The sequence below is a fragment of the Lacinutrix sp. YIN62 genome, from assembly GCF_057219185.1.
In genome coordinates this window covers 16,370-34,348 of sequence record NZ_JBXVVH010000027.1, presented here as the reverse complement: position 1 = coordinate 34,348, position 17,979 = coordinate 16,370, and the positions used below count along the sequence as shown (strand labels likewise).

Annotated in this window: 14 protein-coding genes; 6 read left to right on the top strand and 8 right to left on the bottom strand. The window is 29.5% G+C overall.

Features of this window, described 5'->3' with window-relative positions; all coding sequences use genetic code 11:
* Positions 1-196 precede the first annotated feature (196 nt).
* From AC2D8I_RS14730 to AC2D8I_RS14720, 3 genes are read right to left on the bottom strand one after another with little or no spacing between them, the layout of a single operon-like run.
* Positions 197-604: a DUF3157 family protein gene (locus tag AC2D8I_RS14730; RefSeq protein ID WP_484706796.1), complete on the bottom strand. Its 408-nt coding sequence runs from the start codon at positions 602-604 to the stop codon at positions 197-199.
* A gap of 18 nt (positions 605-622) precedes the next feature.
* The gene (locus AC2D8I_RS14725) at positions 623-814 is read right to left on the bottom strand and encodes a hypothetical protein (protein ID WP_484706795.1); all 192 of its coding nucleotides are present in this window, start codon (positions 812-814) and stop codon (positions 623-625) included.
* A 3-nt stretch (positions 815-817) separates the two neighbouring features.
* Positions 818-1,303 (bottom strand): hypothetical protein, encoded by a 486-nt coding sequence (locus AC2D8I_RS14720; protein WP_484706794.1) that lies wholly within the window; start codon positions 1,301-1,303, stop codon positions 818-820.
* 103 nt (positions 1,304-1,406) lie between these two features.
* Between AC2D8I_RS14720 and AC2D8I_RS14715 the strand changes: the two genes are divergently transcribed.
* Complete coding sequence (locus tag AC2D8I_RS14715; protein ID WP_484706793.1) at positions 1,407-1,637, top strand: helix-turn-helix domain-containing protein; 231 nt, start codon at positions 1,407-1,409, stop codon at positions 1,635-1,637.
* Positions 1,638-1,643: 6 nt separating this feature from the next.
* On the opposite strand, the gene AC2D8I_RS14710 is transcribed toward AC2D8I_RS14715, so the two are convergent.
* The 5 genes from AC2D8I_RS14710 to AC2D8I_RS14690 all read right to left on the bottom strand — a co-directional run bounded on the left by AC2D8I_RS14710 (position 1,644) and on the right by AC2D8I_RS14690 (position 9,596).
* Positions 1,644-2,348 carry a hypothetical protein gene (locus AC2D8I_RS14710; protein WP_484706791.1) on the bottom strand — a complete coding sequence of 235 codons (705 nt, stop codon included), beginning with the start codon at positions 2,346-2,348 and terminating at the stop codon, positions 1,644-1,646.
* Complete coding sequence (locus AC2D8I_RS14705; RefSeq protein ID WP_484706790.1) at positions 2,348-5,428, bottom strand: Eco57I restriction-modification methylase domain-containing protein; 3,081 nt, start codon at positions 5,426-5,428, stop codon at positions 2,348-2,350. Before AC2D8I_RS14705 ends, AC2D8I_RS14710 begins: the two co-directional genes overlap by 1 nt.
* A 57-nt stretch (positions 5,429-5,485) precedes the next feature.
* Positions 5,486-6,781, bottom strand: coding sequence for a site-specific integrase (locus AC2D8I_RS14700; protein ID WP_484706789.1), 1,296 nt, complete (start codon positions 6,779-6,781; stop codon positions 5,486-5,488).
* Between the two features lie 264 nt (positions 6,782-7,045).
* Entirely contained in the window at positions 7,046-7,747 is a 702-nt protein-coding gene (locus tag AC2D8I_RS14695) for a response regulator (protein WP_484706788.1), read from the bottom strand.
* Between the two features lie 7 nt (positions 7,748-7,754).
* A complete protein-coding gene (locus AC2D8I_RS14690; RefSeq protein ID WP_484706787.1) occupies positions 7,755-9,596 on the bottom strand; it encodes a 7TM diverse intracellular signaling domain-containing protein in 1,842 nt (613 codons plus the stop codon).
* A 283-nt stretch (positions 9,597-9,879) separates the two neighbouring features.
* Here AC2D8I_RS14690 and AC2D8I_RS14685 point away from each other — a divergent pair, with 283 nt between their 5' ends.
* The 5 genes from AC2D8I_RS14685 to AC2D8I_RS14665 all read left to right on the top strand — a co-directional run bounded on the left by AC2D8I_RS14685 (position 9,880) and on the right by AC2D8I_RS14665 (position 17,865).
* Positions 9,880-11,793 (top strand): glycoside hydrolase family 19 protein, encoded by a 1,914-nt coding sequence (locus AC2D8I_RS14685; protein WP_484706786.1) that lies wholly within the window; start codon positions 9,880-9,882, stop codon positions 11,791-11,793.
* A 215-nt stretch (positions 11,794-12,008) separates the two neighbouring features.
* Positions 12,009-15,659: a hypothetical protein gene (locus tag AC2D8I_RS14680; protein WP_484706784.1), complete on the top strand. Its 3,651-nt coding sequence runs from the start codon at positions 12,009-12,011 to the stop codon at positions 15,657-15,659.
* Positions 15,660-15,663: 4 nt separating this feature from the next.
* Complete coding sequence (locus AC2D8I_RS14675) at positions 15,664-17,046, top strand: hypothetical protein (RefSeq protein WP_484706783.1); 1,383 nt, start codon at positions 15,664-15,666, stop codon at positions 17,044-17,046.
* Positions 17,047-17,076: 30 nt separating this feature from the next.
* The gene (locus AC2D8I_RS14670; RefSeq protein ID WP_484706782.1) at positions 17,077-17,526 is read left to right on the top strand and encodes a phage baseplate protein; all 450 of its coding nucleotides are present in this window, start codon (positions 17,077-17,079) and stop codon (positions 17,524-17,526) included.
* Between the two features lie 54 nt (positions 17,527-17,580).
* A complete protein-coding gene (locus AC2D8I_RS14665; RefSeq protein WP_484706781.1) occupies positions 17,581-17,865 on the top strand; it encodes a hypothetical protein in 285 nt (94 codons plus the stop codon).
* Positions 17,866-17,979 lie beyond the last annotated feature (114 nt).

Genomic DNA, 17,979 nt, shown 5'->3' with positions numbered 1-17,979 from the left:
GACTTATACTAAACCAATTTTTAGCTATATTTGAAAACAGGATTAGGATATAAATAACCTAACCCTGAAATTTTGAACTTACACACTTTTTAGGATAGTGTCATAGCTTGCAATTAGTCCTATTCTTTAATATGTTTTTATTAAAAGATTTTTAATAATATTTTTTGTGACATAATTAACGAGTTTATTAGTGTTTTTAATCCATTTTTAAAACATCTTCGCCGTCTTTTCTAAAAACTGAACCAGTTCTACGGTATTTCATTTTTGAGCCATCAACGCATAAAATATAAACCGCATTACCTAACTGTTCGGAAAGTTGTAAAAGGATAATTTTATTTTCATCTATTTCTAAATCAATAGAAATGTGCTTTTTTAAATCATCTACACGAGTACCCATTTTTTTCCATGTACCACTTTTATTCCATTTAGGTTCTTTAAAATTACTATCTACAGAACAGGTGTTTTTAGATTCTGTTTTTGTAACATACTCCCAAGTTTTATCATCGTTTAGAATTACTTTTTTACCATCTTCAGTAGTGGCTGTTTTTTGAGAGTAAGCTATTGAAGCTGTTAGTAGTAAAATTGCAAATAATGTTTTCTTCATAATTTAAGTATTTTATGATTATTTTTTATTGTTCGAGTCAGAAGTTGAAATTACTATCCACCAGATAATGCCTCCAACAATAAGACTTCCAATAGTTCCTAAAAAACCGCTACTATCAGAAGCATTTATATATGCATCACTATGTGCTCCGCTTCTTTGAAAAAGAAAATGAGACATAAATTTAATGAATAAACTGAATTTTATAAGCATAATTTATTGTTTGTTATAGTTGCCTTTAACTTTATATTTTATTAGAGTGCCTTGATAGAGGTATTCTTGGTCATTGGTCAGAGTCAGCAATACATCATTAACAGTAAATTCGAATACTCCTAAATCATTAAGAGTACTAGATAAGAATAAACGTAATGTGCTATCTGGTAGAATAATCCAACCAAAATTTATTGTTTTAACACTACTGTTAGGTGTAATTATAGAGCCAGTTCCATCACTATCAAAACTTGTAATACTAGCTGTACTATTTGAAGAGTTTAGAGGGTTGTCTAGTAGAATTTGTTCTGCTTCGACATAGCTTAAACTGCCATGACTTGTAATATCTATAATTTCAGCATTATAATAAATCCAAGCATTTTGAGTAAGTGAATTAGATAAATCTACAGAAGTTTGTTCGTCATTAGAATCAGAAGAAGAACAAGAGTTTAATAATAAGACTAAATAAGAAAACAAGAAAATATTTTTCATAAACGGGTATTTAAATTATTTTCAAATATAAATAATAATGCCGAGAATACAACCCCTTGATTACAATCCCTAACATGCAATGGTTTATTATCAAATTTGTTCTATGCCAAGAACTAGAAAAAAACCAGTTCCAGAAGAAATAATAAAATTTGGGAAGCGTATAAAAGAATTAAGATTAGAAAGGAAACTTTCTCAAATGGATGTTGGTGCAGCTTTAAATATTGATAGGGAAAATATAAGAAAATATGAAAAGGGACTTCAAGAGCCAAAGTTATCAACTGTTATTAAATTCGCTAAAATTTTTGAGATAAGTTTTGACGAATTATTGGGTTAAAATATTCTAGTTTAGAACTATTTTAGAATAGTCTAAAAATAAGTGATAAACAGAAAATGTTTTTTTGTCTATTTTATTATGACTTGAAAAATAAGAACCTTTAAAGCCTACTTTTATTTCAAATGGTTCTAGTTGCTTATTCGTTTCTATATCTGAATTAGATAAAAGATTTTTGTTGACCAATTCTTTGACCGTGTTATGAGTCCAATTACTATTTTCTATAAATCCAAGTTGCCCTTCAAAAGGTAATCTTAACCTTGAATAACTTCTTTTAGTTGCTTTTTTTGTGTCATTCACATAACTTGAAACTGATTTGACTAACCTTTTACATTCTATTGAAAAATAAGGTTTAGTTTTTTGTCCCCAAGAGTTTTTTAAAGCGTAATCTACGATATGAATATCAATAGGGTCATTGTGTAATTCTTTGTCTAAATAGCTTCTGTATTCCTCTGTAACTTCTTTATTGACAGTAAAATTATTAGATCCTTTTTCTATGGAACTCAACTCATATTCGAGATAATCATCTACTAAACGATTTCTTAAATAATCTTCTTCTTTTATACTACCTCTATCATTGTAATTATAAACAATTCCGTCAGATATTATTTTTTCATAACTATTAATAATACAAGTCATAATTTTATTAACTCTTAATTGAGTTAATGATAACCGCTTTCTGTTCTGTATAAAATTAGATGCGTTTATTTTCATTAAGCATTTTGGTTTAATTCATTTAATTCAGCTTCTTGAATTGCTTCTTTAAACTCTGCGATATCATACCAAGCTATTGCCTTATGCCAACACTTATATTCATTCGGCTTTATTATATAAAATGAATTTTCTTCAAATCCTTTTATGTCTTTTTGAATGAATAAGTTTTTTGTTGGGTCTGAAGTATTCGTAATTTGTGAAATACTCAAATTATTTGCTAATCGTTTTAAGACCTCCTGTTCACTTTTCTTGTTTTTAGGATATATAATACTGTTTTTAGGTTTTTTATTTAATAAAACAAAGTTTAAAGCGATAAAATGGTCTAAAGGATAAATTTCAACTTGTAGATATTCATCATTATAAATTTCTTTAAACTCTTTAATGTAAACACTCGCATATTCTTTTAGTACAAAATCTCTATTTCTATAATGTGTTTTATCAGTATATGTGAAATCAGAAACTAAATATTGTTTGCTTTCTTGGAATTGATAACGTGAAACATTTAAGGCATAATCAATAAGATTTTTTTCATAATCTTTAATCCCGTATAATTTATTTATAATATCATTAATCTTTACTAATATTAATTCTTTTTTTATCGGATTTCCAATATTAAAAGTATCGTAAAAATCTTGATATGGTTTAATGAACTCATTTATTAAAGATATTAATTGATTCTGTGTTTTTTGAGTAGGTTTTACAGTAGGAAATGATAGATATTCTTCTTTCCATCTGATTTGCGGTCTTGTAGATGTTCCCCACGAGCCTGAAGTCATAAAAATGAAATATTCATATAAAAATGAAATCATAAAAGAATAAATCTCTTTAATAAGCGGTGTTTTATTAGTGCTTGCAATAGAAAATATTCCAGAACGAATAACGTACTCTTTATTTGTTAATGATACTACGATTTCAGATTCATTTTTTGCCTGCTCTTTAACAAGGATTTGTTTCCCTTTATATAAGCCTTCTTCTCTTCCGCTTTTTATAAAAACATCGGTATTTGAAATAATATTTTCGCTATCATTAGAAACAGAATAGTATTTTTGTACTTCCTTGTTTTCAATAATGTTTTTATTTAAAATACTATTAAAAGGTTTATACTTTTCCTTTGTTCCTTTATGAAATCCTGCTCCACCAAATACACTTTTACCATCAATAAAATCTTCGATATTAGTGGTGCTTAATTTATTTATACGTTTTAATAAATTATAATCAAGAGTGTTACCATATAAAGCAATTTTAAACATCCAATCGTTTTCAATAAAATGCCTTTGTGAAATCTTCTTTTGATCATACTTTTCAATCACTAAAATTTTAAAGTGTTTTAAAAAATGATTCGATTTTACTGATTGATGATTAATAATGTTTTTTTGGTAATCATCGCCTTTGGATAAGTTAAAATAAACAATACTTGCAGGACTATCTTTTTTTTCAAAAATTAATCTTCTAACTGGGGATAAATCGAAAAATTTTTGAATACAAAAACTTTTTAAAAAGTCAGTTTTAAATTCTTTTGTTGTTGATGAAACATTATAAAAAAGAGTGCTAGTAACAATTAATGCAGATTTGGTTTCTGCATTCATAAAATCTTTAGTTCTTAATAGAAATGATTGTGCAATCTCTAACTTCCCTTTAATTTTTTTTGAATACGTCTTGGTTGTATTTACCCAATCTAAATGCTTTTTAGATTTGTCTTTTTTCCAGGGAGGGTTCCCTAGAATAAATTTTGGCTTATTCTCTTGAATTAATTCATTGAAGGCATGATTTGTGTCGAAAAAATCAGCTTTAAATAAATTCTCATTAAGTAGGTTTGGGAACTCATAGATATCTATATCTTTCGGGTTTTGATAGTCTAATAATGCAATATAAATAGAGAAACAAGCAACTTTTAAAGCTTCTTCATTTATGTCAATACCAAATAAGTTTCTTTTTGCAATATCTCTTATTCTTTCACTAAATTCTTCAGGAGATTGATTAGGGTTTATTTCTAATTCCTTGTCAATCATTTTTCTTAAACTCTGTACAAGAAAAATACCTGAACCAACTGCGACTTCAAATATTTTGCATTCTGAATTATTTTCCTCATCTAAATATTTGTCAACGGTATCATTTAAAACGTATTCTACTAAAAAAGGAGGTGTGTAAACTGCCGAATCTAGTTTCCTTGTTTCTTCATCTATTAAAGACTCATAGATTCCCGAAATAACTTCAACAGGAATAATAGAAAAATCAAAAATTTCAAAAAAGAATCCCTTAAATAAATTATTTTTATCTTCTAATTCTCCTTTGAAAATATCTGCTAAATCATTAGATTGTTTTTGGGTTAAAACTATGTCTAATTTTTTAAATAGGACACCGTTAAATTTAGTGTTCAATTTTTCAAATAGTAAATTTAATTGTGATGGTTGTTTTATTAATTTAATAAAACTTTTTCTTCTTGCATTTACATTGTGTAATTCTCCAGTTATAAAAGTTTCATCTATTTTAACTTTTCTGTCAATTAGGTATCTTATAAAAATAAGCCTTAATATTAAAGAGTTCGCATCTTCATCTTGTAAAGAATTTACATTAGTTAAATACTCTCTTACATCTTTTATATTTTGAAATAATTGTTCGTTAACCCTTTTGCGTTTTAGTTTCTTTGAACGATTCTCAAAATATTCGTCTTGTAACCATTTCCAAGTAAACCCACTTTGAAGTTCCCAAAAAGAAAACTTATTATTCCTTTCCTCTTCTGTTAGTTCTATTTCTTCTAAACGTTCCTCTTTTTTTAAGTAATTAAGAGCGTTGTATATTCTGATTTCATCTCCTTTAATAACAAAAATTACTGGAGAATTATCAAAAGACCAAACTTGTTTATGAATTTCTTTTTCTCTATTTCTATCTTTTTCACTAGTTAAGTCAAAGAATAAAATTAAAGGTTGCTTATTAAAAACGTAATAAGCATCAGGTTTGATAATTTCAATTTTCTTTTGAACCTCTGAAATAAATCCATCGAAAACCTTTCCGCTTTCTTTAAAGAAAACAGCATCTAATAAATTTAGTTGCTTTAAAAAGTTTTTTAATGGCGTAGTCATTGTGTTGGCAAATTTAATTTTAAATTAATGATAAGTAATAATTTTTGGCAATGTTTTTTATACAACCTTTAATTTTGCAACATCTTCTTTTTTCCATAGTTCTCTAACCATTTCTACATACTGTGAGTTAGAGATTTTAACATAATCAATAAGTTGTTTTTCAGATTTATGAGTTGTAATAGCCATTATTGCTTGATTAGGAATCTTGCCATAGTGATTAGTAACAAAAGACCTTCTGCAAATATGACTGCTTATTAATTCGTATTTTGGATATATTCCTCTTACATTTCTATTTATTTTTTTATCTTTTTTATCTCCGATTATTTTTTTAGTAATTCCAGCTTCTTTACAAATATCTTTTATTTTTTTGTTAAAGCGTACTTCGAGAGTGCTAGGGGATAAATTGAATTTTGGTAATAATCCTTTTCTTTTGTTTAAAACTTCTCTCACTTGAGGATGTATCGGAATAGTAACAGGTGCAGATGTTTTTTCAGTTGAACTAATTAATATATCATTGTTTTCTATTTTTAATCTTTCATATTGTTTAAAATCACTTATTCTTAAACCAGTCCACAAACCAACAATAAATAAATCTCTCATTTTATCTGTTTGTTTGTCTGTAATTTTTAAATCAAATATTTTTTGAATTTCTTGTTCGTTCAAATAGGGGTCTAATGGTTTGTTTCTTTTAAAAGTGAATTTTCTACTTTTATATTCTGGATTTACGTTATAACCTTCTACTTCAGCATCTCTGCAAAATGTCTTTATTTGACTAATAAATTTTTCAATAGTGCTATTGCCAAATATTTTATCAACTAAAAAGGAAACAAATTTTCCGTGAAATTTTAAGCTAATATCTGAATGTTTTAGTTTTGTTTTATAAAGGCTCTCAAACTCTCTTAATGTCTTTAGGGTAAGTTTGTATTTTGTAATTGTCCTTTTATTAGTTGCTTTTCCTGTGTTAATTACAATTCTTGTTTTTGATTCTTCAATCCATTTTTCTACAAACGGTGTAAAATACACTTCATAGTCAACTCCATTTTTTGCTCTCTTGTTGAATCTATCAACAACGTTTGATAGCCATTGATTTGAGATTATTTCTCCCTCTTTATAGCTACTATTGTATTCTGAAACTATTTGTGCTTTTAGTTGTTCGGTATATTTTATAATTTCAGCTTTATCAGGTATTTCTTCTGCAATAGTTTTGAAGCGTTGAGATTTATTGTTCCAGAATCTAGGGTTTATTAATAAACCTGTTTTGGTTGTATAATCAAAATCTTTACTGTGGTAAAACCTCGTGTAAAAATGAGATGGATTTTTCTTTCCTTTTGTTATGAATCTTACATTAGCCATAGTTCTTTTTTATAAAGCACTAATATACTATTTCTTCCCGAAATAATCCCGAATATGATAAAATATTTTAAATTTTCATGATTGTTAAAGAATGCTTGAATTTCATTAAATCCTTATTTAATAGTGTGTTTAAGGTGTTTTTGAAAACAAATGAAAATCAATGAAAACAACTATCGTAGTCCAGTTCCCGCTACTAAAAAAGATAAGGCTTCACAGAAATGTGAAGCCTTTTTAATTTTATAGGTACAACAAAATAAATAAGTTTTAAAAAGGTGCTGTTTTTTTAATTTGTTCTAAAAATGATTTTTTGTAAGTTCGACCTAATGGCAATTTTATATCATTTATTTTTATAAATTGGCTTGTATATCCTTGTATATAGTTTTTGTTGATTAGTATAGATTTATGAATTCGAATAAAAGTAGTTGGGTATAATTTATTAAATTCAGATAAGGACTTTCTAACAAAATGTTTATCACCTTCTACAGTTAAAAGGCTAATGTAAGATCCATCCGCTTCAATATGAGTTATTTTTGAAAGAGAAACTTGTTGTTGTATTCCTTTTTTAGTATAAGTAAAAGAGCTGGTATTATTAAAATTGTTTAAAGCAATTTCAACATTAGCATAAATAGTTTCGTTTACAAAAGGTTTTACAATATAACCAGCAGGCTGTGTGCTTTTTGCTTTTTGTACCGTTTTGTTGTCAGCATTAGCAGTAACATACATAAAGACAAAAGCATATTTTTTAGATAAGTGCTTTATTAAATCAATACCGTCTATGCTATTTGTAGCTCCTAAGTTGATATCCATTAACACTAAGTCATAAGAGGTGTTTTTAAAAAGTTGTTTTGCTTCTGTTGCATCCATAGCTACATCTACATATCTATAACCATATTCATTAAGGATAAAACGTAGATTTTCTGCAATAATTTGCTCATCTTCTACAATAAGTATTTTAGCGTTTTTCATAATGCTCTTAATCGTTTATTGGAATTATCAATTTTGTAACAAATAATCCCTGTTCATGAAAACGATTAGCGGTACCTCTTATTTGCTTTAATAATGATTTAACTAAAAACAATCCTAAAGATTTTTTTATATCATAGACATGCTCTTTTTCATTAAAGCCTAGTCCAGAATCAGAGATTATTAATTCCAGATGGTCGTTATTGAAATGAAGAGATAGTTTAATCTGATTTTCTTTTTTAGAGTTTAAACCATATTTAAAACTATTTGATAATAACTCATTTACAATAAGACCTAATGGAACAGCCTGAGTTAATGATAATTCTTTATTATCAATTGTTAAAGTATATGCCATTTTTTGTGTGCTATTAGAATAACTATTTTTTACATAAAAAAATAGCTCTTCTAAATAGCTTTTTACATTAACACGGGCTAAGTTATCCGACTGATATAACTTTTGGTGAATTAAAGACATAGAGTATACTCTAGATTTGCTTTGAGTGAGTACTTCTTTGTTTTTCGTATCTCTAATTGAAGCAACTTGCAAATCTAATAAGCTAATAATAATTTGTAAATTATTTTTAACGCGATGATGTACTTCTTTTAATAGAATTTCTTTTTCTTCAACAGAAGCTTCTAATTCTGCCGTTTGTTGTTTTACTAATAACTCTAATTCTTCTCTTGTTTGCTGTTCTAACCGTTCTTTTTCCACTTGTACTAAAGAATATTTATGGCCCAAGGCAAAGGATAATAACATAACCTCCATAAAAGTACCGATGTGCATAAAATGTTCAGTAAACGAATTATGGGGGAGTATGCCCACTGTTTTTAAAGCAAAAACAATCATTCCGAATAAATAAAATGTCCAAGCAATGGTAAAATAAATAGCTGTTTTTTTTCCTTTGATAAGACTATAAACAGCTGAAGAAAAAATAATCAGAGCTGTACCAATAATAGCTATAATGTTTATTTTTCTAGAGAGATAATCAAATTGTAATAACTCAATCACAATATTTAAGAGTAGTACGGTAACTCCTGTAAGTAGTAATAAATAAAAAAGACGGCTACTTTGTTTTATCTCTAAAAAACGAATAGCAAATAGCGAACAAAAAATACCAGTAATGGCCATTATGACTATGGGGAAGCGAAAAGAAAACTCAGGGTATTCTGGACTTAAGTAAGGAATTAGTATACCAAAAATATATCCTTGCGATAAAATAGCAGAGAAAAGGGCGGCTACATATAAGATATAATTAAAATCTTTAGTACTAAAATACAAGAAAAGGTTATAAATTCCCATAAGTAGTAAACCGCCAATAAGTAAGCCAGCAATTAAATATTCCGCTGTACGGTTTTTATAAAAAACGTCCTTTAATTTTATAGAAAGAGGAATGAGCATAGACCACCTGCTTTTTATTTTAAGGTACAGTTCAGGACTGGTTAATTTATTCTTAGGAATTATAAAGCTGGGGACATAATGATTTAATTTATTTTTTGACTGAGGTTGCATGATACCTAAAACCTCTTGACTTTTAAGTGTTCCAGTAGAGTAGAACAATGTTATTTCATCAAGAAAAGGACGGTTAATTTCTAACACTACATCTTCTTGTAACTGTGTATTATTTAATTCTATTTTAACCCATACAGTACTCTCTGTAATTCCTAAACTAAGAATATTGTTAGCAACAGGAATAAAATCTTGGATTTTTATTGAGTTTAAGTCATGATTTGAATCAACATCTTCAAAATAAGACATTTCGAATGTAGGTGTTTCTTGGGCAAAACATGAGTCTGTAAATAGTATTGTATTTAGTGTACTAAATAATAATACATAGATGAAAGGCTTATGCATTTAATAGCGTTTGGTTACTATCAAATATACAAAAGAGTTAGAAGCTTTTGTAGAAAATAATTTCAATTTTATTCTAGAAATAATTGTGATCTATCAATTTTAAAAAACGCTAAAATGAAATTGATTATGTTGTTCAGAACATAATTGTGTCGTTTGCGACATTTTTAGGTTTGAGTGTATTTTTTAAGTGTAATTTTAAGTACATGAAGGGGTTTAATTTCTCGATTTTATAGAAGTTTCTATAAAGAAATTAAACCAATAAAAAATAAATATACATAACATTATGCTATCCGATAAGTTAATACAAAACCCTTTAACAACAGTTACTGCTTCTAAAAAAGAAGTTTTAGAAATAATAGATTTCTTAGAACCTATAGCAGAAGAAAATGGAATTACGACTCCAATTCAAAAAGCTCATTTTTTTGGACAATTGGCTCATGAAAGTGCTTGGTTTAAATACACGAGTGAAAATTTAAACTATTCATCCCATGCATTAAAAGCCGTTTTTGGGAGATACTTTCCTACATACGAAATAGCAAAAGCATATGCTAGGCAACCAGAGAAAATTGCCAATAGAATATATGCTAATAGAATGGGAAATGGAGATGAAGCATCTGGAGACGGTTGGAAATATAAAGGAAAAGGATTGATACAACTCACAGGGAAAGAAAACTACGTTAGGTATGCTAAATATAGAGGTGTAGACTTTGTAAACAATCCAGAATGGGTAGCACAACCAAAGTGGGCGGTAGATTCTGCTGTTTGGTTTTGGAACAAGCTTAATTTAAATGAATATGCTGATCTAGATGATATAAAAACAATCACTAGAAAAATTAATGGAGGTTATCATGGGGTACTAGATCGTGAGCGATGTGTGAAGATTTTCAAAGAGATATTGGATGTAAATAACATTCCAATTAAAAAAATAGAACTCAAAAGGTATAAAACTCATCAGCCTAGAAGAGTTTATCAAAAGGCTTCTGCTATAGCTCCATTAGATTTGCAAGGTGAGTTTGTTGGTGGTAAAAAGAGCTATTCAGATTTTATACATCATTATGATTTCTGGTCTGAACCAGCCCTTAATCAAGGGAATACAGGCAGTTGTGTAGAATACTCTCATATAGGTGCGGTAAGTAAACTTTTGCATAATAGTTTAAGTAGTTATTCTATAATAGCAACAATAATCAAAATGAATGCATGGAAAGGTAGTAGCTCTAGTAAAATGGCAAAATTGTTAGCATCAAATAATGCTTTAATACCTACCACTTCTTATTTTGATTCTTTTGTAAAAAAAAACAATTATGAAGATGATTTATTTTATGGAAGACTAATTAAGAATAAAAAGACATTTCCTATTGAAGATGAAATGTATAATGATTATGCTGAGAAAATCAGTGATCGATTAGATGTATCTCATATTGTTTATGATAATACAGATACCGATGCTGAAAAAATAATTACTGATCTTAAATCAATAATAGACCAAAAAGGTGTGGCTGTTATTAGTATCGACTATGATACAATTAGTGTCCCTCATGGTTGCGAAAGTGATATCTGGTTTAAACATGAGGTTAAAAACAATTATTGGTGTATTCCAGATAGTAAGTACGATTATTATATTGATTTTTTTAAGACAGCAGATAAAGGCTGGCATGATGTTCTCTTTTTTGGGTATTCGGAAGACGGAAACGGAAACGGTGCATTTGCTATCAAAAATTCATGGGGCAGTGAATCTGGAGAAAATGGAAATTACTATATGAGTTTTAAATTTTTAAAGCTACTTACTCGCTATAGAAAAGGAAAGGTAGATGCTACAAATTTACGCCCAAAAATAAACAGAATACTTTCTGAAAATGAGATAGCATATAATGACTACATCACCTATGTTAGTAAAATAGAGAAAGGATCTATAACCGTTAGACAAACTGGAAGTAGTAGGTATTGGTGGGATGATAATTTCATAAACAAAGATGATAATATAGCTATAGGTACGGGGATTTGGAGTCAAGTACCAAAACTAATGGACGGTAATGAACATCATATTACGGTACGTGTTTCATCAGGAAAAAAAGGAACAGGAGAACTTTTAGAAGAGTGTTCTTTTGTACTACGTTTTGATAATGATAGATTAAATATTTCCAATCAAAAAGGAGATAATGAGGTCCGACTGGTTATGAGAGGGCATTCAAATGAATAAAATTAATTTTTAAAAATAAACTTGCACTAAGAGCTTCTTTTAGTTCATCTTAAGATACCACGGTTTAATCACTGGCTCTTCTTTGTTCATTCAATGTTTCAATAGTTTTTAAAAAATGGATAAAGCTCTTATTAAATCATTACATAGATGCTTTTACAGGAAGTGGCTATTCAAGTATGTTAAAGATGGTTTCAAGAAAGTAAAAACAATATACAATGAAAAACAACTTAATTATACCTATTCATATAGATGCTCTTTATGTTTCTGAAAAAACTGAGATACAGAAACCAATTGCTGATTATTCTAACTTACCCTATAAAAAAGGGAGGAATTGGGTAAATAGACAAAATCCCTATCTCACTGAAAATGTGTTCAATTCTCCTTTTTCAGGAATGGATACAATACCTCTTGAGAAAGGAATTCACCTTCACTGGACCATGCCTTTTGCTTTAACGAATGGGGAAATTAAAAAAGGAGAATCACAGATCACCTACCCCATTGTACCTAATAGATGGTTGATTCGTAAAAAAAAGAAAAATACTATAGTTAATGAGTGGATTATTGAGAGCGATTTTATTTCTGGTGAGACAAATTCTAAAAAGAAGCATTCTCATAGCTGTATACACACACCTGAGAGAGAACAACCCTTTGCTTATTTAGGAAGATGCCTTACTTATGATAAATGGAAAAAGAAGGAGAACCATGATGATAGTAAATATGTTCCTGAACTTTCTATTATGGGGGCAGGTTCTCAATTTCCTTATACAGATACAGCTAAATTAACTTTTTCAAGTTACTACCCAAGTTGCCAAGGAGTATTTGGTTTTTATGATGCCGAAGGAACAACAGATATAAATGTTAGCTATGAAATTTTAGGTTGGTACAAGGATGAATCTCAAGACTTTATTAAGAATTTCAAAAAAGAAGGCGAACTTCTTGCTGAGTTTAAAAAACGATTAGAAGAGTATGAATTAACTTATGATGGTGATGTAATACCCGAAAAAATGTATTGCTATGCTTCTTTAACATTTGATAATAAACAGCATAAATCTCCAATAGATACACCTTCTATAGTAATAGGCAATGATGGTGCAGAAGCCTTATCGGCCTATTTAGCTAATGAGATTTCTAAGAATTCAGAATTATCAAAAAATGAAATTGAAGAGCAGCTGGAGGTATTAGAGTTTTTAGATGAACTAGATGGTGATTTAAATTTAGATATAAAATTTCGAGAAGCAAGACATACCAAAGGATTTGTAGCGAGTCATCCTAGTACTGTTTGGACTTTGATAGAAAATGAAAATAAAGAGCAAAAATCAATTAAGCAGTCTGAGTTATCACGTTTGTTAAATGAGTTAAACCGAGCGGAAGAAAACTATACTCGTTCAATTCATCAAAAAAATAGCTTAGAGCAGGATTTATATTCTTTGTGGTATCGATTTTATTTTCTTCAAATGAAAGAAAACCTTGGAGCAGATGAAAACGGGAAAGATGCTTGGGAAAATCGTGATCAAATAAAAGGAATCATTAAGAAGGTAAAGCAAAGTTTATCCACAAACATTCATGATATAAGTGAAAGTAACAGTATTATTAATGACTATACAGTAAAAATAAATAGAATGATTGGAAGTTCTTTTTCTTTAAAAAAGAAACCGAGTTCTAAATATTATCGAGCAAAGGATCCATCAATACTACTGGCAGGAGATGCTTTAAAATCACAAAGAGATTCCAATATCTCTTTTGATAAAGAAAGTGGTAGTATGAGGTGTTTTTTATTACCAGATAATGGAAATCCTATTGCTGTTTTAGAGAATATTAAATCTGATGAAGACATAAAAATAGAATGTTATGGAAATAGAAATGGTCAATCTTGGCACCCTCTACTATTACTGTGGAAAATAAACTTACATAGCCATCTCCCTCTTAGTACCCCTGAGGATATCAAAGAGAAAATAGCCTATCTATTAAAAAAGTTATTGATTCCAGTCTATAACCAAAGAAATGAAAAGAATCCTATTAGTGAATCTCAATTAGACAAGAAACTATACGATTTAAGAGCATGGTTTGGTGAAAATAAAGAGGCTTTTATTTCTTATAACTACAAGCAAATAAAGATATTGTTGAGTGCTTATTCTAATGAAAAACGAAACAATAATGATCCAATATTAAGTAAAATACTGAATGCTCTGTATAGTACTAGAACCCTTCAAGGGAATTATACTTTAAAAGAGAATGCCAGCGATTTTTCTAAAGTACTAGGTTTAGAGAAAAAAGACCCTCAACAATATTCAGGGTATAGTATTTTCTCTGGACATGCAGAAAAAATTCTTATTTCAAGATTATTTGAATATTTAAATAAAGAAGTCTTAGCTGGCCGTGAAGACTGTCATAAAAGTGAAAATACTCCCGAAACGTATTTAAAGAATAATATTGATAAGCTAATAAGAGAGTATAAAGATGAAATAGTTTGTGTTTATTTACAAGCATACAAAAAAGTAAACGAGCATAGTTTTTTATCACAAAACTTAACAGGATTCTACGATAGTCTTCTACAATCAAAACAAAACATTACGATAGATGTAGCTGCTCCAAATTCACATGAAAGTAATCCAAAAGACTTAAATATTAAGTACACTCTATTAGAACCACAATTAAATGATGACTTCAATCCTATAATAAAAGGAGAAATGTTACTGGAAGAATTGAAAATAGTAGATTCTTTTGGTCAAATTCATAACTTGAACCCCCAGGGTAAAACAACAAACCTCTCTTTTATAACAAGTGAAAACTTTAGTTCACCAAAAGCTACAGAAGAGAACGTATCTACAGCATATCTTAGCCCTCGATTGGCTCAGACAGCACAGCTAGAAGTAAAATGGATAGCAGCAAATGCAACAAATAATGAAAATTATACAGCTAATAGCCTCACTAATAGTAATCCTATATGTGGTTGGTTAATTGCCAATTATCTAGAGAAAAGCCTTTTTGTTTTTGATAATCAAGGAAATTCTTTGGGAGAGTTATATGCTAGTGCTTATGATATCGTTTGGAAAAGCAGTTCAGAAAGGAAATCATCTGTTATTAATGATGTGAAAAATAGTCACTTATTAAAAATTATTCAGAAGGTAGAAGCTTATAGCCCTGATGAATTCTTACAATTCCTAACAAATTTAGATAATTCATATAATACCATTTCTCCTCATGTTACAAATCCTTCGTTGTCCTTACTCTTAGGGAAGCCCATAGCTGTAGTACGTGTAAGTGTGCAATTAAATACATTAGGTCATTTAAAGGGAGATCTTAGTTATGAAGGTTTGTTAAGACAAATGGATGTTAATATTCAGAGACCTTTTGATAATAACATGTCTGCAATTAATTTCCCCTGCCGCATTGGAGAATTTGGAAAGTTAAATGACGGTACCGTAGGTTATTGGTTAGAAGATAGTGATGGGGGTATAGAAGATACATATTATGCTCCACAAGATGCAGGTTCTGAAGATGAAGAAATACATACCGATGTACCACTCAATATACAATTGCGTTTACATCAGCCACAATGCTTAACATTGTTAATAGATCCACATGCAGATATTCATTTTACTACAGGTATTCTTCCTGTGCAAAGTAAAAAGATAGCGACTCATTTTTATGAATCAGCTTTAAAAAAACTGACACCTTCTTTTTTATGTTCACCTATCCTCTCACCACATGATAATATAGAAATAACCTTACCTAATATCAATGGGTATGAATGGGAATGGACACAAAACAAGAAACAAGACACAATAAAACCATTTGTTTGGGAAAACAATACAGCAGAATCTCAAACCATCAAAGAAGGTTGGATTAATTTAAAAAAGAAATAAAATCATGACAAAAGAAGTACAATTAGCTCCACGATCGTTTCAACTAAACCTGTTGTATGCTGAAAAAAAAGAAAAGCCCAATAGCCTTTTTTATGGAGAAGATATTCCTCCGGTAAATGTGAATTTACAATTAACAAATGGAAATTCAATAACTTTTAAACCTACTTCGAATAAGATTGTAAGTAATATGCATTTTCATTTCTATTTAAAGTTTGGAAAAAATGAGCAAACTGCACCTTTAGAATCTCCAAAGGCAATAAAGTTGCAGTCGAAAGACTGGAAACTGAGCGTAGAAACTCCTAAATCTGATATAGATAATTATGCCTATTTTTTGTATACAGGAAAAGATGTGGTGACTTATAGTTGTGATGGAGACGAGAAGAATCCTTTCTCTTTAGAGCTGCTTAATTTAATGGCTAAAGACGATTTTAATCACAAAGAAACTTCTTTACAAATTCATTTTAATGATTCCAAAGAGAAACCATTATGTGTTAGTAAACATAATGATAGTGTTGAAAATTGGAATGACTCCGTAGAATCTATGGTTGATTTAACAATAGAGAAATTAGATCAAAAATCAACTTTTCCTCTTGCAGCACAATGGTTAGAAATGCCTAATAGTATTTTAAATGATGGAGTAACACAGAATACAGTTACGCTGAGGTTGTTTAATTGTAGTGAAAATAGATCACTAAATTTTAATAATAATGCTACCATAGATATTCAACTGAATGATGATATAGAAACAGGACTTACAAGCTCGAATAACATCAATGGAAACGATAAAATAAAAGTAACATTACGCAACGAAAGCATTCATGAATCGACAGATGAGTGGGAATTACGTCCTAATGGTTTTTTTGATAATAGTACCTGTATTTTATCAAGACCTAGAATAGATAGTATTCTACAGCCAGCAGATTACCTAGATGTTGAATTTTCAAATATCGTAACCAATTACTCAAGCGGTACTACCAATTTTATACTCAACTACAGTGATTTTATAGGGTTTCCTGACGGGCAAATTGTAGTACCTATTGTAAAAGGACCTTTGTACTTTACTGCTGGTGATACTACTAACATTGGTATTGGCACTACAATACCCAAAGCCAAATTAGATGTGAATGGAACATTGAACATAGCTGAAAAAGCCACGTTTGAAGGAGATGTAGGAATTCAAGGAAGCTTATCAGGAAAAAAAGAAATTCTGGCTTCGGGCAATATCAACACCTCAAAGAAAATTCAAGAAGGGGGAAATGATTTAGTTCCAGCTGGTACCATTACATTTTTTTATAAAGATGTTTCTATTCCTAATGGCTGGAAAAAGGTTGCAGATCTTGAAAATAGCTCTCCAGATGATTCTATAATTTATATACAAAAAAAGTAAACCAAAAATTAATTATTAAAACTAAATAAAATGAACAATCCAGATGTTAACAACGAACACAAATTAGAAAGCAGTCATACAATACCTAAAGGAGGTATTATTATGTGGAATGGTACAACGGCTCCTCATGGATGGGCTGTATGTGATGGAAGAAATGGAACACCAGATTTAAAAGGTCAATTCATTGTAGGATATGATTCTAGTGATGGTGATTATAGTTTAATAGGGAGAACTGGTGGAGAAAAAGAGGTGACTTTAACTGAAAAGCAAATGCCAAATCACAAACATTCCTCATTGATTTTTGTAGAAAACCCTAATGGTAATATTTATTCTGGTCTAAGGAGTGAAAAGGTACATTCTGGTTGGGCTGACGCTGATAGTTCATCTACCAAACTACTTCGTATTGAAAGTGCAGGAGGAAGTGAGTCCCACGAAAACCGCCCACCTTATTATGTATTGGCTTATATAATAAAACTATAAGTAATTTTAATAGTAAAGAGAAAAATAAATTGATAACAACTAAAATAAATAAAGATGGAAATAAACATTGAAATGAAACTGAAGTTATCTGATGCTGATAGCTATGAAATTAATCTTAAGATACCTACAGCACCTTCTAATGATAATCCTTGTTTTTTTAAAGTGAATTCTGGCACTGGATCTCTTATCGAGACTGCAGTAGTAGATGATACTCATTATTATGCTTCTGTAGCCCCTCCTAAAAATGCTTTAGCATCAGCTGGAGGAGGTTTAATTGAAGGTTTGTCTTTTGATATTGAAGAAGGGGAATACGATAAAAGTAGCAATAAATTCACTTAATAAAGAGAAAAGGCTTCTTAATTAGAGGCGTCTGAAAATTAAATAATAAAAATAAAGATATTCGATTGAGTAGCTACTATCCCTTTCTTTTTATTACAAAGGCGGAATCCGAAA